Raw genomic sequence first — 19,290 nt, 5'->3', positions numbered from 1 at the left:
GAAAAAAGCAAAATGCGCCCGTCCGCAAGACGCGGACGGGCGCAAAGGAAATGTAAGCAGTAGCTAAATGTATTGACAGTTCACATTCATAGCCGGAATATCCCGCTTGCGGAGCATAGCTTTTTTTGACCGCAAAGCATTAGGCGGGTTACAGTAAATAAAAATGGACACGGCGATACCTCCCCGATACCGCCGTATCCTTAAAAAAGGGCGACTTTAATACACTACCCGCAATCCATTCTATAATAGGGAACAGCGGCTTTTGCGCAATATTAAATAAAAAAGCCGATAACACATAGGTTTTTTGACCTAATGCGTTATCGGCTCTGCGTCTATGCGTCTGGCACTTTTAATCATTTTTTTTTGAATTTATTATATGTGTTAGCTAACTGTCCACAAGCCGCGTTAATCTCTCTGCCATGAGAAACTCTCATAGTAACTTCAAGTCCTGCTTGCTCTAATTGATGTTTGAATGCAACTATTTCCCGTTTCTGTGGTGCTTTAATTCTTGAATTGCTTGTTGGGTTGTATTGTAACACGTTAATCATAACTTTTTTGCCCCGAAACCATTTTGCAAGTTGTCTTACATCTGAGGGCCGGTCATTTATACCCGGTAAAAGCAAATACGCAAAGACAATTTTGCGATTATGCCTTTCAGAATAGGATAAGGCTTGCTTAACAACATCTTCAATAGCATATATGCGCATGTGAGGAATAATACGATTTCTTGCAGATTGTGTTGCTGCGTGTAAAGATATTGTCAACTGAATTTTAAGATGTTCCTCGCGCAATTTTTTTAATTGATCGACCGGACCAACTGTTGATATGGTAATGCCGTCGGTTGGAAAGTTGAGCCCATATCTATCTCGGAGAATATGGATTGCTTTTATCAAGTTGTCATAATTGAATAAAGGCTCTCCCATACCCATAAAAACGATACGGTTTACTTTTCGACGCAACAATATAATCTGTTGTACGATTTCTGACGATGTTAGATTACGAACAAAGCCATTTCGCCCGGACTCACAAAAAATACAACCAACAGGACAACCGACTTGTGTGCTCACGCAAACAGTTCCACCATCTCGCCGCTTGATAAAAACCGTTTCAATGTATTTGTTGTCTTTCAGTTCGTAAACATACTTTTCAGTATCACTGCTTTTGCAAATATTTTTTACCAACATTGATAGATTTTTTTTGCGTGGTAATTGCTTATATAATTCTTCATATAAGGCTTTTGCTTCATTCTCGCCAATAACTTCCGACATTTCTTTGTAAGTAAATCCGTATGGATCATTCCGTACTTCCGCAGGCGTATATTTAGGTAAACGTTTCATTTTTATATCCTTTCTTCTAAATAATAAAAGTTTGTTTTTCTGTATTTTTGATTACAATCTCTAATTTTTCTACATCAATGATATGCGTCAATTTGCATTTAGGGCAGAAAAGAGGAAAATCTTTTAATACAGTATTATGAAATACTTGAACTCTCGTCTTTCCGTTACAAATCGGACATTTTATCCAATATTTTTTAAGCATTATATTTCACTCGTCCTTTTTACACAAAAAAATGCAGGTCAATCCTCAACATGAGCATTGACCTGCATTTATAATGCACAGAGCAGTACAACAAAACTAAGGCATAGCTTGCACTATGTCTATACTATATCTATACGTCGTTAGTTTTTTGTATAGCATCCGCAAAATAAGCATGACAAAAAAGCCCATGTTGAAAATGGGAAAATCCTTTTTTTCAATGCTTATCTAATACGCATGCTATGCAACATAAACGCCGCCTCCTTTTACATAAATTTTATTTTATCAGAAAATCAGTCTACTGTCAATACACAACAGGAAGTATTTAACCTAATGATATGAATTGTGTGGACATATCCAAAAAGAAAGGTGAACTGTAAAATGTAACAGGGTGAATGAAAATGGCAAAAAGACCCGTACCATTGTACGACTTTAAGGCTTTCGGGGCAGCTATAAAAGCCGCGAGAAATGAATACGGCGAGAGCCGCAAAAAGGTAAGCGACGAGTTATATATTTCCCCGCGCTACCTTGCGAATATCGAGAACAAGGGACAACAGCCGAGTTTACAGGTATTCTATGACCTTGTAACCCGGTATCATATTTCGGTAGATCAATTTTTCTTCCCGAACAGCAATGCGGAGAAATCCACCGGGCGGCGGCAGCTTGACGCGCTGCTGGACGGTATGAGCGATAAAGGCATACGGATTGTAACCGCAACAGCAAGGGAGATAACGGAAGTCGAAAAAGCAGAGGATTAACCTCACAATATGAGAAATCGGGAGATTGCAGCGCATGGCGGCTGCAATCTTTTTTTGCGTCCAAAATCAAAGGAACGCGCAACAAATACCGCCTTTCGGTGGGGGTATGGAGTAGATAGCAAGCACAGCAAACGAGTACCCGTTTGCGGAAAATGCTTGTTGGGATAATCCCAAACCCTTATACCGAAAGGCGGTGCGGAAATGGAAAACCGAAAGAGAAATATACAGATGAAGTTTTACGTTACGGAAGAAGAAAAGCGGCTGATCGACGAGAAGATGAAGCAGCTTCCCATAAAGCAGTATGGGGCATACTTCCGTAAAATGGCGATAGACGGGTATATTCTTGTCGTTGACCGAAGCGACACAAAAGCATATATCCGGGAACTGCAAGCGGTAAGCCGGAACATCAACCAAATTGCAAAACGCGCCAATGCGACGGGGACGGTTTACAGGCAGGATATAGAGGACATTAAAAAGGCGGTGGACGAGATATGGCGGTTACAAAGACGCACCCTATTAAATCAACCTTAAAGGCTGCGATAGACTATATCTTAAATCCCGAAAAGACAGACGGGAAGCTGCTTGCGTCCTCTTTCGGCTGCGGGCTGGAAACCGCCGATATTGAGTTTGCATGGACGCGGGAAGCTGCCGGAGATCGCGGCACACATTTAGGGCGGCACTTGATACAATCCTTTGCGGTGGGAGAAACCACACCGGAAGAAGCGCACAAAATCGGCATGGAACTTGCCGGGGCGGTATTAGGCGGCAAGTATGAGTTTGTTTTGACAACTCACGTCGATAAAGACCATCTGCATAATCACTTGATTTTCAACGCGGTTAGCTTCGTTGACTACAAAAAGTACCATTCCAACAAGCAAAGCTATCACTTTATCCGGCGCACCAGCGACAGGATATGTAAAGAGCATGGGCTATCCGTCGTCGTACCGGGACAGGACAAGGGAAAAAGCTATGCAGAATACACCGCCGAAAAGCAAGGGACAAGCTACAAAGCAAAGCTGAAAACGGCGATAGATACTCTCATTCCCCAAGTGAAAGATTTTGACGAACTGCTGCGCCGCTTGCAGGAAATGGGGTATGAAATCAAACAGGGCAAATACATTTCCTTTCGCGCTGCCGGACAGGAACGGTTTACCCGCACAAAGACGCTCGGCGCGGCCTATACGGAAGAAGCGATAAAGGAGCGTATCAAGGGCGTGTATGTTGCCAAAACAAAAACGCTGCGGGAAGATAAGAAAATCCGGCTTGTCGTCGATCTTGAAAACAGTATCAAAGCCCAACAATCGGCGGGCTATGAACGGTGGGCGAAAATCCATAATCTGAAACAGGCTGCGAAAAGCATGAACTTCTTGACCGAAAACAAGATTGAATATTATAGCGACCTTGAAAGCAAAATTGCGGATATTATGACCGCCCATGACGCGGCGGCAAAGGCGGTTAAGGAAGTGGAACAGCGTATGTCTGATTTGTCGCTGCTTATCAAGCACACCACCACATACCGACAGTTAAAACCGATTTACGATGAATACCGAAAATCGCCGGACAAGGAAAAGTATCTGCGGGGGCATGAAAGCGAAATTATCCTGTTTGAAGCTGCGGCAAGGGCATTAAAGGAAATGCAGATAAAGAAGCTGCCCGATCTCGCCGCGCTGCGCAAGGAGTATAGAAGCTTAAACGACAGGAAAACCAAATTGTATGAAGATTATCGGCAAGCCAAGAAGCAAATGCAGGAATACGGCGTTGTCAAAAAGAACGTCGATAGTATTCTTTACCCGTCCCAAAGCAGGGCGCGGGAGCAGGAGCGATAAGGCGCAAAACATGGGGTGGCAAGTGGAATGTTAAGGGCTGAAAACGCCTGTGTTTCTGCGGCTTCCAGCGCATGAAAACGACATAGACGATAAAGTATATTCAAACCCGCAAAAACGGCTTTCTAATTGTCCACGCAAGGACAAAAAAAGAACAGGGGCGCGGTGCCGGAAATCGGCAACCGCGCCCCTGTTCTCTATGGGCTATTCCTCGTCGGTCAAGATAAACTCCCTTTCGGAAAACTCGCTGTCCGTCATGGCTTGCAGCTTGTTCACCGCTGCGGCGGCAAGCTGGCGCATATCCTCGTCCATGTAGGGCATGGCGGCAAGGATATTTTCAAGCGTTGTTTCCCGGCTGTCCTCGGCGTAGATCGCAACAATGTTTTCTTCCTCAATGGTAAAGCGGGTATTCATGCTATCAAACCTCCAAATCCTTTTTATGCTCTTTCTGTTTATCTTTCGGCTGCTGCGCCGCCTGTTTCTTGTATTCGTCCAGCTTCTTCAAAATGGACGGTTTTTTCTGCGGCTGTTCCCGTTTCTCGGCTTTTACCGCTTTTGCAAGGTCGGTAACGGAAATCGCTTCCCCCGCCTTTGCCCGCTGCTCAAAATCTGCAACGGTGGGCGTTTGCGGCGTATTGTTGATAAGCCCGTCAAAATTGTTGTCGTTCTGCTCTATGGTGTCCTCGACGTGCTTTAAGGGATTATCCCGCTGCGGCTGCTCGGCGGCTATGGCATAAGCCTGTGTGCCATTCCCCATAATGAGATACTTCCCGTCCTCCGACGCATGGTGAAAACCAAATCCCGCCGCTTCGATCTGTTCACGGCTCATATCGGTAATATGAAAATTGCCCCTCGGCGTTCTAACGGTTTCACCCGTCAAAAGGCTGTCGGGGGTCGCTTCCGGCTGCTGCTTTTCAAGCTGCCCGTCCTTGTAGGAATATCCTTGCGCCGCGATTGCTTCAAGGGTCTTGCCCGTAACGTCGCCATAAATCCGCTTGTCTGCGTCAACCAGCATTTGCAAAGTGTCTTGTACGGTGTCGGACAAGGCTTGCTGCTGTTCGGGCGGCAGCTTGTCAAATACGGGGGTCTGCTGCTCCTGCAAAAACTCCGGCACTTGCTGAAAACCGATACTGTCTACATAGTGGGCGGTGTCCTCGTCGTTCTGATGAAGCACAACAATGTCGGAAACGGAAAGGCTATGCCCCTTAAAGTCGGCGGGGTGGTCGATATTAAACCTTTCCCAAATGTCGCCCAGCGTCATATCCTTTGTAAGCGGTGCAGTATAGACGAGTTCATAATTTACCCGGTCAATGGTAAGTCCAGCCGCTTGCAGACGGTCATAAGGCTCAAAGCGCAAGTCCCTTGTTTCGTCCCCGCGCTTTAACTGATAAATGGAAAAGGTATCGCCCTGCTCCTGCTCGGCTTGCCGCTGCTGCTGCAACTCGGTAAAATGCCCCTCAATCTCGGTAATGAGTTCCTTTGCGGTGGTCTGTATTGTTTCAAGGGACGCTTTTAACTCGGTCATTTCCTTGCCGCTGCTCCAACCAGCCACATAGCCGAAAGAGTAATCGGAAGTATCAAGGCCGAAATGCTGGCAAACCGTATAAGCGACGCTTTCCGCTTCTACCTCGCAGGTATGGCGGTCAACGCGGTTTTGCTGCTCCGGCGGGGCGTTTAAGTCTACGTCGTGCAGCTTCGCATGGGCGATTTCGTGAATGGCGGTCTTTACCGCCTGTAATTCACTCACGCCCTCTTTGATTGCAATACGCTTGTCGGTCAAACTGAAATACCCATTTGCGCCGTTTGTGATCTGCTCAAATGCAATCGGGACGGGGGACGCTTTTTCAAGGGCGGCGAAAAAATCCTCGTACTGCTCCACATCGGCAAGCAGCGGTTTAACGGAAAGGTCGGGAAACTCCTTGCCCTCGGTCTGCGAAATATCAAAGACGGTTATAACCTTAAAGGCGGGGACGGTGATTTCCTTTTCTTCCTTTACCACTTTTCCCTCGCGGTCAAGCATGGGCTTTCTCGTTTCGGGGTCGATTTTATCAACCAGCTTTTTCACCTTGTAGGGCGCGGGGGCAAAGATTTTAATGCCTTTCTCGCCTTTCTTTACATGGCGGTCAAACTCCTTTTCCCATTGACGGAAGCCCATTACCAAATTGCCGCCCTGCATAGCAATTAGGATAGTGTTATTCAAACTATAATCATGGAACTTTGACATAGCGGTTAGAAACTCTTTGTAGCGGTCGCTGTCAAAAATCGCCTGTACGCCCTGTTCCAAACGCGCGGTGATCTCCTTTACCTTTTCGGCGGGCTTTTCGGAAGTAAGGATAATGGGGACGACGGGGCGGGGCTGCTGCGGCTCTGCGGCCTGTGCGTCTGCTTGCTGCGTTTCGGCTGCGTCCATATAGGCTTTGTCCTGTTCGCCGCGCTCCGGCTGCGGGTAACTCATAATGCGGTATTCTTCCGGCACTTCGCGCCCCTCAAACTGCCGTTCCCACTCGTCGCCGCTTTCCACGATATAGCCGTACTCGGTAAACGCGCCTTTTTCCTGCGCGGCAGCGTTCCTGCCAAAAGTAGAAAGGTCAATGCCGCCTTTCCATTCTTCGGGCATTTGTACCATGCCGGATTGATTTAAGTAATAGTCGCCCAAATCGTGGTAGTTATGTACTTCGGGGATATGGACGTAAAAATCCACGTTGTAGGTGAAGTCAATTACCTGTCCAATATTTGCAAGCCCGTTTTTCTGCTGCAAAGCTGCGTTCAGCTTGCCAACCTCGGCGGGGTCAAGCTGTTCGAGCCGCGCCGCAAGAAAATTGAGTTCGTCCACGTCGGCGGCGCATACCATTTCATAAGGCAAGGCAATATGTTTCTCCGGGTCGTCGGAATAGCCGCGAATGGAAAAATCCTGCGGGTTGTCGGCGGTAATGCCGACGTTCCGCATAGCTTCGTGCAACTGCTCCTTTGTGGCGGGCATATCCAACCAATAGCCGCCGGGGTCGCCCGCGTCAAAGCGGCTGCGGTTGCCTATCATAATAGAAAACTGTTCGCTCATGTGTTCACGCTCCTTTTCCTGCCCGGTATTTTCGGGGATAGCTGCCGCCTGTTGCTGCTGCGGGGGTTCTTCGCCCTCTATGGTGTAGTCCGGCATGAGCATACCGTTTACTTTGAAATAGTCGGCGTACTCCTGCGGGATAGGCGGGGAGATTTCCGTAAACAAGCGGTCATACGCTTTGATACGCCCATTCAGATACTTTTCCATAGCTGCCTTGTCGGTGAAAACCTTTCTATCTTGTCCGGCAATCTTCGCTTGGGTTCTGCTTGGGCTGTTGGTGCGCACGCTCCATGTAAGCGTCCATGAATACGGGATAGATTTCTGCGCTTCTTTGTCGTAGCGGGTATTCTCGTAAATGTAGTAATTCATCTGATATACCCGGTTGCTGCGAATATGGCGGTTATGCTCGGTGGTCTGCCACTCGTTAGCGGTGTGCTGGACGTGCGGCGTTCTCACATATTCAAGTGTTTTATCCAGCAAAAGCGTTCTTCCCGCCTGTTCTTCCCATGCGGCGGCGCGTTCTTTAAGGTCGTCAAAAATCGCCTGTTCTGCCGCCGCGCTTTCGCTGCGCATGGAAAGTAGCTGCGCAATCGGCAAGGAAGCATAAGGGGCAATCTCCCTGTCCTTTGCTTCAAAATATATCCGGCGTTCTATCCGCATGGTTTCGGCGGCTTCTAATTTGTCATGGTCGTATGAGGAATACGGCATATTCTTTCATCACGTCCTTTCTCGGTCATATAAGGGTTTGGGACTATCCCAACAAGCAAAATGCCCGCGCTCTCTATGGGAAGCGCGGGCATTTCTCGCAAACGGGTACTCGTTTGCTGTGCTTGCTATGTAGTTGTTTTTATCCGTAAACGCCTGTTTCTCTCGCTTTGGGCTTTCTGTCTGCGGCGTATCTTTGCCGCGCAATCGGGGCAGTATTTCGCCCGGTTGCTGCCCGCCGCAAACGTGCTGCCGCATACCGCGCAACGCTTCAAATCGGTTTCCCCGCTGCGGGTGATCTGTTCGCAAAGCTGCCTGTCGGCGGGTAATACCGCTTCGCGGAAATAGCGGCATAGCAGCGAATAGCTGATACTCTGCACACAAACGCAAGTTTCCCCGTCGTCCAGCAGCAGACAATTCCCGCAATCGTTGTTTGCACAAGCGGCGCGGGTCATTTTCTTTACGGCGCGGTATTGCTTTTCATCAAGCCTTATCATTTTCGGTTCTGCTCGACGCGGAAGTTTACATACTTGCCGCCTGTGTCGGCAAGCAGCACAACTCCGTCAAAGGTCTTTCCCGTCTTGGTCGAGTACATACCTTTGATTTTTACCTTTCCGTCTTTCAAAAGGGCGGCGGCAATCGCCTTTGTGAAAGCCTTTTTGCGCTGCTCAAAAAAGCGGTCATTCTTCCACATCACAAAGCTGCAAGCCCTGTCGGAGCAGTAAAAGTTTTTCTTGCCCTCGTAAACCGCCGCGCCGCAACGGGGGCAAGTGCCGATTGCTTCCCGCTGTGGGGTAAACAGCTTCGCTTTATCCTCGGAAATCGCGGAATAGGTCTTGACAAGCCCCGCTGTCATTTCCTCAATCCCGCGCATGAAGTCGGCGGGGCTGTCGCTGCCCTTTGCAATCCCGGTAAGGCGCGTTTCCCATTCTGCCGTAAGCTGCGGGGACGTAAGGCTGTCGGGCAGAATAGCGACAAGGTTATACCCGTCCTTTGTGGGGATTAGCTTTTTGCCCTTGCGCTCGGCAAAGCCCGCGCTAATGAGTTTTTCAATGATACCCGCCCGCGTCGCGGTGGTGCCTAACCCTTTGCGCTCCGCGTCCTCCGGCGTGTCCTCCTTTCCCGCACTCTCCATAGCCGAAAGTAACGTATCTTCGGTAAATGCCTTTGGGGGCTGCGTGTAACGTTCGGAGATCTCCGCTGCCGGATTGTCAAAGGTCTGCCCCTCGGCAAGCGGGGGTAAAACCGCTTCCGGCTCTGCGTCCTCGTCCTGTTCCCCGGACGCGGCGCGGGATAGTCTTTCAATCTCGCGCCAACCCTCGCAAAGCGTCGTCCTGCCCTTTGCGGTAAAGGTATAGCCGCCGCAAGTGAAAACCGCCGTAACCGCTTCATACTCATAGGGCGCGGCAACGGCGCAAAGCAGTTTTGCGCACACAAGGGTCATTAGCTTTTTCTCACTTTCGGCAAGGGAAGAAAAGCCCGTTTTCACAAACTCCGCTGTCGGCAAAATGGCGTGATGGTCGGTTACTTTGCTGTTGTCGCAAATCCTCGCAAGGTCGGCTTGCAGCTTCACGCCCTGCATAAAGGGGAGAGCAGCGCAAAGGCCGGTGATAAGTTCCTTTGTGCTGCCCTCCATATCGGAAGTGATATATTTGCTGTCGGTGCGGGGATAGGTCAAAAGCCGTTTTTCATAAAGGGCTTGCGCATAGTCAAGGGTCTGTTTCGCCGTAAACCCATACAAACGGTTTGCTTCCCGCTGCAAGGCGGTGAGGTCAAACAGTTTCGGCGGGGCTGCGGTCTTTTTCTCTTTTTTAAGGGAAGTACAAACGGCCTGCGATTTCTCGCAAGCCGCTTTCATCTGCCGCGCCGCCGCTTCGTCGTCCTGCCTTTCGGAAAGGGCGGCAACGCCGCCAACGTCCAGCCGGACGACATGATATTTCTCTTTCTTAAAGCTGCTGATTGCATAGTCGCGGTTTACCAGCATAGCAAGGGTGGGCGTTTGCACTCTGCCGACATTCAATGTTTTATGGTAGAGGATAGAGAAAAGGCGGGTCGCGTTAATGCCAATGAGCCAATCGGCCTTTGCTCTGCAAAGCGCGGATTGATAGAGGTTGTCATAGCCGCGCCCGTCTTTGAGATTTGAAAAGCCCTCGCGGATTGCACTTGCTTCCATGCTGCTAATCCAAAGGCGGGAAAAGGGCTTTTTGCAATTCGCCTGTTCATAGACAAAGCGGAAAATGAGTTCCCCCTCGCGCCCGCTGTCGCAAGCATTGATAATCTCGGTAACGTCGCTGCGGTGCATAAGGTCTTTGAGAATGGAAAACTGCTGCTCCTTGCCGCTGGCAACAATAAACTGCCACTCCTGCGGGACAATGGGAAGATCGTCGTACTTCCATTTACGAAATTGTTCATTGTAGGTCGCCGCGTCTGCAAGGCTAATCAAATGCCCGATACACCACGACACAAGGTAGCCGCCGCCCTCAAAATATCCGCTGCGCTTTTCATTCGCGCCCATAACGGCGGCAATCGCCGCCCCGACGCTCGGTTTTTCTGCAATTACAAGTTTCATAGATTATCGTCCTCCTGCTCGGTCTGTTCGGTTTCGACTACTTCCGTTTCCTCGTCGTCCTCGTCAAAATCAAGGTCGTCAAGGCTGCTGCTGCCTTTCGCCGCGTCCTTTTTGGGCTTCAAAATCTTAAAGTAGTAGAACGCGCCGCCGCCCGCTGCGGCAACAAGCAGCACGACAAGCAGAATACCCATGCCGCCGCCTTTTTCTTCTTCCGGCGGCTGCTCGGTTTCTTCCGGCTCCGGCTCGGCTTCCACACCCGCGCACTCGCTCATGTTGACGCTGCAAACCGGGCAAGCGGTGTTGACGCTTCCGGCAACGCATTTATCGGTGCAGCTACAAACGGGGGCTTCGGTCTGCCCGTCCTCCATAAGGGCGGTTAAATCCGCTTCGTCCACTTGGTTAAGGAAATGGACGGTATTTTCCCCGTCCTCGGCGCGGTCAATGATGATGTAAAAATAGTTGCCACTTTTGGTAACGACGGTGATAAACTGCTTGTCGCCGGACGCTTCACCCGTTATATCGTCCACAAGGGACATATTCCCGTCCGGGGTAAGGGGCTGCGGCTCATAGCCGCCCGTCGTTTCTTCCGGCTCGGTTTCCGGCGCGGGGGTTTCCTCGGTTACGGGGGTAGGCGTGTCGTCGCTTTCATCGCCACCGCCCGCATAAGCGGTAACAGAAAAGCCGCACATGATAACCAGTGCGGCAAGCAATACGGTAAACTTTCGGATTATCTTTTTATTCTTCATTGTCGTTGTCCTCCTGTTCGGCGGGGTAAGTGGCTTCCGGCTGCGGCAAGGTGATTTCGCCGCTGGCGTAAGCGGAGAGGAACGCGGCAAGCTGCGTCCCGTCAAGGTGTACCGCCTTTACCATTTGCACGATCTGCGCGTTTTCTTCCTCGACTTTCTGCGCTTCAAGGTCTTTCAGCTTCTTTTGCTGTTCAAGGATTTTTGCCCTCGTTTTCTCAATATCCCTTTCGATACGGTCAAGTTTCGTGTTCGCCATAGTCATTTACTCCTTTCCAAACTGTTCTTTCCATGAATAGCTGCGCCCCAATCCCTTAACGGTTTTAAGATAGGGCATAGCGTTTTCTTCCAAAGTCGCCGCCCGGTTAAATAGATCGGGATAGTGTTCTTTGAGATATAAAATCTCTTGTTTCTTCATGCTCGGACAAAAGAAACAGGACGATTTACCCGGCTGCGGCAATCCTGCCGCTTTGATTTCCCGGATACAATCGTCCCTGTTCCAGCCCCATTCTTCAATGAGGGGGTAGCGGTTATGATATTTTTTGTCGGCTTCGTTGTACTTGCGGGAATGTTCATACCGTTTCACTTCTCCCGCGTCATAGCCGATATAGCGGTTGACTTTCTCGCCGCGCTGCCATACTTCGCGGCAAGGCGCATAGTGGTTGCAAAACTTTTCCTGCGGTGCGATTTTGTGTTTCTGCGAACAACGCTTATGCCCGTAGGCAATCGACGGGAGCGTATGAGAGCGCAAGCACTCGGTTTCAAGAGATAGGCGGTTGCCGTAGCGGTCAACATACTGCACAACGGTAATCTGCGGCATACCGTGTTCCGCAAGCCATTGATTGATTATCTCGATAAATTGATAGGTATGCGGGTGTTCCGCGCCCGTATCGGCAAAGGTGATAAGGTCAATCGGGATTTTGTGCTTGTATAGGCCAATAAGTAAGGCGGCACTATTCGTGCCGCCGCCAAAAGATACAATATTCATTTTTCAACTCCTTTTAATTGTAATTTAACCGCCCGTAGGCGTAAAAGTGGGATTGCCAATAGCTGGTGTCCAGCTTTGAATACTGGATAGGGTCGCCACAATGCAGCATGACGGGGCTTCCGTCCCCGTCCTCGCCCACATAAATCCCCACATGGGAAACGCCGGGGGTGTCGTATGTACCCGTAAAGAACACCAAATCCCCCGGCTGCGGGTTAGAAACAGGGGTTGAGATGTTGTAAAGCCCTTGCGCCCCAAGTCTGCCCGTATTGTATAGGCCGCTGTTCGTCAACACATAACTCACAAAGCCGCTGCAATCAAAAGAGGTTTCCGGGGTGCTGCCGCCCCACACATAGGGAAAACCGACGTATTTATCTGCTTCCTCCATGAGCCGCGCAAACTTTTCATCGGAACCCAGCAGCGCGGCGGGTACTTCATAATCGGCGGGCGGGTTTTCATAGTATTTAGACACATAGCCGGATTGCGGGAAAAGGTCGGGTCTGTTTCCCAGCGACGACATATACATAGCGTACATGGATAGCTGTTCTTCGCCCATGATGTAAACGGGGACATGGGAGAGGTTGAAGTTTTCCAAATCCACATGAAGAATGTAATAGTTATAGGGGACTTCAACCGTATAGGGGTTGCCCTCGCTGTCCGTCCTTGTTTCGGTGCGGTAGCGTACCTGTACTTCTTCCTCGACCGTCAAGATATACTGTTTCTCAAAGAGCATTTCAAGGGTGCTTTGCACTTCATCGAGTGTAAACACGCCCTCATGCCACGCGGAAAGGATAGAAATTAGCACATAGGGGTCATGCTCGATCTCGTCCGCGTTTACCCGGTATTCGTCATAGCCGGGGTATTCGCTTTCGATATTGTCCAGCATATCTTGTAACTCGGCTTCCATAGCGGCATACGCGCTTTCCGCGCCCGTTATATCCGCGTCCTCGGAGAGATAGGACGACGCAATCAAGCCGCTGCCGCTGTTGCCGCCAAAGAGGGAGCAAGAGGACAGCCCGCCGAAAAGCAGCAGCACGATAAAGGCAATCCCGCCCACAATCAAGCAGCCTTTCCAATGCCGGACAACAAAGAACGTCGCCCGTTTGGTTTCCTGCGCGGTTTTCTTCGCCGCCTTTGCGGTGGCTTCAGCGGTTTTTTTCGCTTTGCCGCCCGCTTTCAGCGTTTTTGCATACTGCTTTTTAATGCGCTGCTTCTGCCAAAAACGGGAAATGGGGTTGGAGTGCGCAAGCGCGGGGTTATCGTGCAACGCCTTTTGATAGAGAAAATCTGCGTTTGCCTTTACCGCTTGTTTTTCCGCTGCCGCCGCTGCCCGGTAGGGTTTCAGCTTATGGCGGCGTATGCCGCCCTTAACTGCCCGCGCCGCCATGCCGCCCGCTTTCTCTCCGGCAAGTTCTACCCGGTGCCCGCTTTCCACACCGACGTTTTCTTTCTCTACCTCGTAGATTTTCCCATGTACGGTACTGTTTAACTCCTGTGCCGGACGGGATAAGGGGTTATGCCGCAACTTGCCGTTTGGGGGCTTATCCGTCTTTTCAAAGGAAAGGCGCGTCTTTGCCTTGCCTTTCGCTTCGTCAAAAACGCGCTCTTTCTTGATTTTGGTCTGCTTGGGGATAGCCGCCCGCGCTGCGTCTAAACAGTCTGCCGCCTTATCCGATTTCTTGATCGCTTTTTGAAGTTCCGGCGTTGCCCGTTCCGCTTCGGAAAACTGCAAGCGGGAAGAATGGGTTTTAGGCTGCGTCGCGTCAAGGGCTTTTTTCTCCGCGCCTTTTGCTGCGTGTCGCTCAATCTCTGCGCCGATATGCTGCACAACCTTTTCCGCTGCCACCCCTGCGGGGGCTGAATAGTTTTCTTCCTGCGGCCTTTCGCTGATACTGGACGTTTCGCCCGTCGTGAGGTTTTCCGCAACCGCACCGTCGCGGGTCATTTTTTGCGTTACCTTGTCGGGGGCTTTCAGTTCCTTGCTCAATCTTCATCACCTCCAATCCGCTGTTTTGCAAGTTCGCAATAGTCGGGGTTTAACTCAATGCCGATATAGCGGCGGTTAAGCCGTTTTGCTACCATGCCCGTCGTGCCGCTGCCGAAAAAGGGGTCAAGGACAATCCCGCCGATGGGACAGCCCGCCAAAATGCACGTTTCCGCAAGTTTCGGCGGGAACGCTGCGAAATGCCCGCCATGATAGCCGACATTGTTAATCTGCCAAACGTTGCGGCGGCTGCGGACGGGAGAAATCAACTCGTCGGCGTATGCGCCCTTTTCGCGGGGGCGGTTGATTTTCTGCGGTTGGTTTTGCCCCGGAACAGTAACGTTATACTTATTTCCTTTGCTAACTCCGCTTTTCAGCCGCCCCGCCGTTGTGGGGGCTATCGGCTCGGCTACTGCTTGCCAATCGTAATAATACTTCTTTGACTTGGTAAGCAGAAACACATATTCATAGCAGCGGGTCGGCCTGTCCCGCGTGCTTTCCGGCATGGGGTTTGTTTTGTGCCAAATGATAGAACTGCGCAAATACCAACCGTCGCCCCGCAAGGCGAGGGCTACAAGCCACGGAATACCAATTAAATCTTTGGGCTTGCAGCCGGGGGCGCGGTGGTTAAACGCCACTTGCTGCCCGTTCCTGCCTTTGGGGTATTTGGGGTCTTGGTGGTCGGCTTTGCTGCCTGTGCCGCAATAAGTGTCCGCGATATTCAGCCAACAAGTACCCTCCGGCGTAAGCACCCGCTTTACCTCATGGAATACCGCCGTAATACGGGAAACATATTCCTCCGGCGTTGCTTCCCGTCCGATCTGCCCGTCTGCGCCGTAGTCCCGCAAGGCATAGTAGGGTGGGGACGTTACGCAACAATCAACTGCATTTTCCGGCAAGGTTTGAAGCACCTGCAAGCTGTCGCCGCAATAGATTTTGTCCATTTCTATCCTCATGCCGACACCTCGCCGGGTTTGGTCGTCATTACACGATAGAGTTCCGTATCTTGCGGGAAACGGTCAATAAAGGGCAAAATCACGTTGCCATAGAAGATAAGCCCCTCGCCCGCGTCGGAATGGGTTACATAGGTCATTTGCTGCTGCGAAATGTTAAGCTGCTTTGCAAGGATTTCCCTGTCGCCCTGGGCTTGGTTGAGCATATACACAAAATCGCTGTTTTCAAAAATGTTCTCCACCTCGCGGGACGATAACAAATCTTTCACGTTTTGGGTGATACCTGTCGGAATACCGCCCCATTTTCTAAAACGCTTCCAAATCTCAACGCTGTACGCTGCGGTCTGTTCCTCTTTGAGCAGCAAATGAAACTCGTCGATATAGTACCGCGTCGCCTTGCCTTCGCTGCGGTTTATGGTAACTCTGTTCCAAACTTGATCTTGGACAATGAGCATACCGAGTTTTCGTAGCTGGGTGCCGAGTTCTTTAATATCAAAGCAGACAAGGCGGTTGTGAATGTCAACGTTTGTTTGGTGGTTAAACACGTTCAAACTGCCATTTACATAGAGTTCCAATGCCGACGCGATACGCTGCGCTTCCTTTTCCGGCTGCTTCTTGATTTCATTGTAGAGGTCGCCCAAAATCGGCATATTCTCCGGCTTCGGGTCTGCAAGGTAGCTGCGGTACACGCTGATAACGGCGCGGTCAATCAAAGTCTTTTCAACCGCTTCCAGCCCGTTTTTGCCGCCCATAATGAGTTCGCAAAAGGAAAGGATAAAATCGCTCTTTAAGGCTATGGGCGTGTCGCCCTCGCTGTAATTGAGGTTTATATCCATCGGGTTAATGTACTGCGTGCTGTTCTGCGAAACCTTGATAACCTGCCCTTTCAGCCGTTCCACAAGGGGGTAATATTCCGCTTCCGGGTCGCAAATGATAATATCGTCTGCGGTAATGAGAAAAGCGTTGGTGATCTCGCGCTTTGCCGAAAAACTCTTGCCGCTGCCGGGTGTGCCGAGTATCAAGCCGTTAGGGTTCTTCAGCCTTTTCCTGTCGCACAAAATCATGTTATTCGATAATGCGTTTAAGCCGTAATACAACGCTTCGCCGCTTTGGAACAGCTCTTGTACCGTAAAGGGGACGAAAATGGCGGTGCTGGAAGTCGTCAAGCCCCGCTGGATTTGGATTAGGTTTTCGCCCAATGGGATAGAGGACATAAGCCCCTGTTCCTGCCGGTAGTCAAGGCGGGTGAGCATACAGTTGTATTTCTGTGCGATACTTGCGGCCTGAAATACGTCGTTGTCCAATTTCTGCTTTGTGTCTGCCACATTCAAAACTAACAGCGTAAGCAAAAACATTCGCTCGTTCCGGCTCTGCAAATCCCGCAAAAGGTTTTTCGCTTCGCCGCCGTAGGTGGCAAGGTCGGACGGAATTATATCCATATCGTAGCCGCTGCGGATTGCCTTTTTCTGTTCCTCGATTTTCATACGGTCAAGGTCGGTGATTTTCCGCTTGATCGTCTTGATCGCTTCGTTGTGGTCGATACTCTGAATGTGCAGATTGACGACAATCCCGTTTTCCGCTTCCATGAAGTCGGCAAGCATACGGTCTGAAAGTTCCGGCGCGGCAATCTGCAAAAAGGAAACCGCGCCAAACTTCCCGCCCATTTGAAACATTCGCCCGTCGCCAAAACGGAAAGAGGACGGGGCAATAAAGTCTTTGACGGAAAGGCCGCTTACGGGTAGCCATTCCCACGCAAAGTTGAAGCGTTCCCCGTCCGGGTGGAAAAGCCCATGCAGCACTTCAAGCCGCTGCTTCCCGTCCAATACCCGCGCCGCCGCGCCGATCACCTTAAAATGGTTGAGGGTGTCCGTTTCGATACGGGCAAGCCGCGCCCGCGCCGATTTAATATCTTTTGCTTCAATGGTAAAGGTGAGAAACTTTGTCTTGATAAGCCCGTTGTTGCCGCGTTCAAGCTGTGTTTGCAGCATTTCGGTGTATTCGGCTCTGATACTGTCAAAGTCGTCATTCTGTGGGGCAATCGTGATACTGCTCTTGAAATCCTCCTTGTTCGCATGGCGGCTGATTAAGGAAAGCTGCACACTGATAGAAGCGTCAAAAGAGTTATACATATCGCAAAGGGCTTCAAAAATGGCGGTCTTGTCGTCCGGCTGCGCAAGCTGATAGTTAATATCTTCAAACTCAATGCACTTGGAATACCGCCCGTTTGCAAGGCGGCAAATCCCGTCCTTATACATTCGTTCAAACGGTATGCTGTCCTGCGCCGTATGGGGCTTCCCGTCGCCCTTTGACTGCCGGATAAGCGCGTCGATCTGTTTCTTTTCCTGCCGCGTAAGTTTACGCTTTTTGTTTTGGGTCTTTCCCTTTTCCTTTGACAATCGCCCGTACCTCCTTATCTAATCGCTCCTGCCGCGCAAGGGCGGTATAAAAATTGTTGGTCTGATAAGGTCGCTCTTTGGGGCGAAGAAACTTCACTTCCACAAATTGCCGTATAATCACTTCCAGCGGTTGCCCGTTCTTCTCGTACATAGCGAGTAGGAACATGGGCAGCATGGCAAGCACCATGCACAAAGCCGCCGTTGTCGTTCCCGCGCTGTCCTTTGTCAAAAAGAATAGCGGTAGCCCGATAGCCACCGCCGCGCCGAAACAGAGTAATTGTCTTTTGGTAAGGTTGAACATTACCTTGCTCTTGATTTTGGTTAAATCCTTTGGGACGGTTACATACGCCATTTCAAACCTCCTTTCCGGCAAACCGTATGTCGCTTTTGATTTCATTTCCCCATACGTCCCAACCAGGGGTATGCTGCCTTGCAAACAGTTCAATACGCGGTAGGTCGCCCATAAGGGCAAGTATCTTTTCCCGCGTTATATCCGGCTTTTTGCTGTGCTGCTCAACAGGGGAAATAATAAATTGATGTACCTTGTTTGATTGTCGCTTCGGGTGTCCTTTGGTAGCAAGCAAGCAGATTTCCGCATTTCCTCGCGTCCAAAAGCCCAAGCCATAAAACCAAGTGGGCGATTTCCGATTTTGCTTTAACCATACAAAGGCAACGGATTTATAGGTAAATCCCCAAGCCTTGATTAACTGCAACGCTTCTTTAAGCTGCGGGAACGTCGCCCATAGGAATAAAATACAGTCCTTATCCGCAATTTCTTTGACGGGTAAAGCGCAAAGTTCCTCAATACTCATAGTGGGATAGTGCTTTTCCGCTGCGCCCTGTACCTTGCTTCTCGCGTATCTCCAAGGGGGATCGGCGTAAATGATTTTGTATTTCTTCATCTGCACCCCCTTAATGCGCGCTGAATACGGATTTTGCAAGGCTTCCCGTTTTGAAAAGCGTAAAACACAAGAGGACGGTATAGCCCATGCAAGACCAGATCGCGCCGGATATGTCATCGGTTGCTGCGATTGTCTGTATCAAAACCGCATAAATACCGACGCACACAAGAATTAGAAAAGCCTGAAAACCGAGGGCAAGCAAGGATTTTAAGTAGTTCTGTCCCATGCCGCCCCATTCACGATTTACCATTGTCGCAACGGGGATAGGGGCGATACTCGTTACAAGGTATATTTCAATCATGCGCCCGTACACCACCAGCATGATACAGATAGACAACGCTTTCATGGTAAGCCCCACAAAGAGTGATTGAAACCATAGCCCCAAAAGCCCGCCGACGCTCATAGCGTCCAGCTTTGCTTCTATATCGGTGATAACGGTTGCAATATCTATGCTTGTGTCGGATATGATAACGCCCGCGCTGTCGTTGACGACGCTCTGTGTAATGTCAAATACGCCCATGACGATGTTCCAAGTATTTGTTACCAGCAGCACCGCAACAAAGGTTTTGAAAATCCACTTGAAGAAAATCCAAGTGTCGAGATCGTGCAGATTGTTTTTCTCAATTACAAGCTGGATTAGTTCGTAGCACATGACAAAGGTAATGATAACGCCCGCAATCGGCACAATGACGTTTTCCGATAGGCTGCGTATCATATTGAATATGCCCGCGTTCCACCCGGCGGGGGTTGTGCCGACTTGCGTTGCGATTTCTCCAACCTCTGTATTTACGCTGTCGAACAGCCCGGAGAGATTAGAGAGTATTCCGTCTGTCAAAATGCCGCGAAACCAATCTTCAATCATCTGCCATATCAAAAGC

The 19,290-nt window shown here is 50.0% G+C and carries 18 protein-coding genes; 3 read left to right on the top strand and 15 right to left on the bottom strand.

Annotated features, from left to right (window positions below):
• Positions 1-353 precede the first annotated feature (353 nt).
• Positions 354-1,337 (bottom strand): 23S rRNA (adenine(2503)-C(2))-methyltransferase RlmN, encoded by a 984-nt coding sequence (gene rlmN / locus ACI0CA_RS08950; protein ID WP_002584956.1) that lies wholly within the window; start codon positions 1,335-1,337, stop codon positions 354-356.
• 16 nt (positions 1,338-1,353) lie between these two features.
• The gene (locus ACI0CA_RS08945; RefSeq protein ID WP_003431289.1) at positions 1,354-1,539 is read right to left on the bottom strand and encodes a cysteine-rich KTR domain-containing protein; all 186 of its coding nucleotides are present in this window, start codon (positions 1,537-1,539) and stop codon (positions 1,354-1,356) included.
• A 398-nt stretch (positions 1,540-1,937) separates the two neighbouring features.
• On the opposite strand from ACI0CA_RS08945, the gene ACI0CA_RS08940 reads away from it, so the two are divergent.
• The 3 genes from ACI0CA_RS08940 (at position 1,938) to ACI0CA_RS08930 (ending at position 4,120) form a co-directional block, all read left to right on the top strand.
• Positions 1,938-2,294, top strand: coding sequence for a helix-turn-helix transcriptional regulator (locus ACI0CA_RS08940; RefSeq protein ID WP_002584957.1), 357 nt, complete (start codon positions 1,938-1,940; stop codon positions 2,292-2,294).
• A gap of 201 nt (positions 2,295-2,495) precedes the next feature.
• On the top strand, positions 2,496-2,825 hold the full coding sequence (locus ACI0CA_RS08935; protein ID WP_002584958.1) for a plasmid mobilization protein: 330 nt from the start codon (positions 2,496-2,498) through the stop codon (positions 2,823-2,825).
• On the top strand, positions 2,786-4,120 hold the full coding sequence (locus tag ACI0CA_RS08930; RefSeq protein ID WP_021749504.1) for a relaxase/mobilization nuclease domain-containing protein: 1,335 nt from the start codon (positions 2,786-2,788) through the stop codon (positions 4,118-4,120). The genes ACI0CA_RS08935 and ACI0CA_RS08930 overlap by 40 nt, the downstream gene beginning before the upstream one ends.
• A 201-nt stretch (positions 4,121-4,321) precedes the next feature.
• Here ACI0CA_RS08930 and ACI0CA_RS08925 read toward each other — a convergent pair whose 3' ends face one another.
• The 13 genes from ACI0CA_RS08925 to ACI0CA_RS08865 all read right to left on the bottom strand — a co-directional run bounded on the left by ACI0CA_RS08925 (position 4,322) and on the right by ACI0CA_RS08865 (position 19,286).
• Complete coding sequence (locus ACI0CA_RS08925; RefSeq protein WP_002584960.1) at positions 4,322-4,531, bottom strand: transposon-transfer assisting family protein; 210 nt, start codon at positions 4,529-4,531, stop codon at positions 4,322-4,324.
• A gap of 4 nt (positions 4,532-4,535) precedes the next feature.
• On the bottom strand, positions 4,536-7,883 hold the full coding sequence (locus ACI0CA_RS08920; RefSeq protein ID WP_002584961.1) for a YodL domain-containing protein: 3,348 nt from the start codon (positions 7,881-7,883) through the stop codon (positions 4,536-4,538).
• A 125-nt stretch (positions 7,884-8,008) separates the two neighbouring features.
• Positions 8,009-8,377, bottom strand: a complete 369-nt coding sequence (locus ACI0CA_RS08915) for a cysteine-rich VLP domain-containing protein (protein WP_002584962.1) — start codon at positions 8,375-8,377, stop codon at positions 8,009-8,011.
• Entirely contained in the window at positions 8,374-10,449 is a 2,076-nt protein-coding gene (locus ACI0CA_RS08910; RefSeq protein ID WP_002584963.1) for a type IA DNA topoisomerase, read from the bottom strand. The genes ACI0CA_RS08915 and ACI0CA_RS08910 overlap by 4 nt, the downstream gene beginning before the upstream one ends.
• The gene (locus tag ACI0CA_RS08905) at positions 10,446-11,195 is read right to left on the bottom strand and encodes a DUF4366 domain-containing protein (protein ID WP_002584964.1); all 750 of its coding nucleotides are present in this window, start codon (positions 11,193-11,195) and stop codon (positions 10,446-10,448) included. Before ACI0CA_RS08905 ends, ACI0CA_RS08910 begins: the two co-directional genes overlap by 4 nt.
• A complete protein-coding gene (locus ACI0CA_RS08900; RefSeq protein WP_002584965.1) occupies positions 11,185-11,451 on the bottom strand; it encodes a DUF4315 family protein in 267 nt (88 codons plus the stop codon). The genes ACI0CA_RS08905 and ACI0CA_RS08900 overlap by 11 nt, the downstream gene beginning before the upstream one ends.
• Before the next feature lie 6 nt (positions 11,452-11,457).
• Positions 11,458-12,180, bottom strand: coding sequence for a phosphoadenosine phosphosulfate reductase domain-containing protein (locus ACI0CA_RS08895; protein WP_002604475.1), 723 nt, complete (start codon positions 12,178-12,180; stop codon positions 11,458-11,460).
• 13 nt (positions 12,181-12,193) lie between these two features.
• Positions 12,194-14,164, bottom strand: coding sequence for a C40 family peptidase (locus tag ACI0CA_RS08890; protein WP_002604476.1), 1,971 nt, complete (start codon positions 14,162-14,164; stop codon positions 12,194-12,196).
• Positions 14,161-15,117 carry a DNA-methyltransferase gene (locus ACI0CA_RS08885; protein ID WP_002604477.1) on the bottom strand — a complete coding sequence of 319 codons (957 nt, stop codon included), beginning with the start codon at positions 15,115-15,117 and terminating at the stop codon, positions 14,161-14,163. Before ACI0CA_RS08885 ends, ACI0CA_RS08890 begins: the two co-directional genes overlap by 4 nt.
• Positions 15,114-17,510 carry a VirB4-like conjugal transfer ATPase, CD1110 family gene (locus ACI0CA_RS08880; RefSeq protein WP_002604478.1) on the bottom strand — a complete coding sequence of 799 codons (2,397 nt, stop codon included), beginning with the start codon at positions 17,508-17,510 and terminating at the stop codon, positions 15,114-15,116. The genes ACI0CA_RS08885 and ACI0CA_RS08880 overlap by 4 nt, the downstream gene beginning before the upstream one ends.
• A complete protein-coding gene (locus tag ACI0CA_RS08875) occupies positions 17,470-17,862 on the bottom strand; it encodes a PrgI family protein (RefSeq protein ID WP_002604479.1) in 393 nt (130 codons plus the stop codon). The genes ACI0CA_RS08880 and ACI0CA_RS08875 overlap by 41 nt, the downstream gene beginning before the upstream one ends.
• A gap of 1 nt (position 17,863) precedes the next feature.
• Positions 17,864-18,412, bottom strand: a complete 549-nt coding sequence (locus ACI0CA_RS08870; protein ID WP_002604480.1) for an MT-A70 family methyltransferase — start codon at positions 18,410-18,412, stop codon at positions 17,864-17,866.
• Between the two features lie 10 nt (positions 18,413-18,422).
• Entirely contained in the window at positions 18,423-19,286 is an 864-nt protein-coding gene (locus ACI0CA_RS08865) for a VirB6/TrbL-like conjugal transfer protein, CD1112 family (protein ID WP_002604481.1), read from the bottom strand.
• Positions 19,287-19,290: the final 4 nt, after the last annotated feature.

Source organism: Hominenteromicrobium mulieris (genome assembly GCF_046197855.1).
Classification (GTDB): domain Bacteria; phylum Bacillota; class Clostridia; order Oscillospirales; family Acutalibacteraceae; genus Hominenteromicrobium; species Hominenteromicrobium mulieris.
This window is presented reverse-complemented; position numbering and strand designations above follow the sequence as displayed.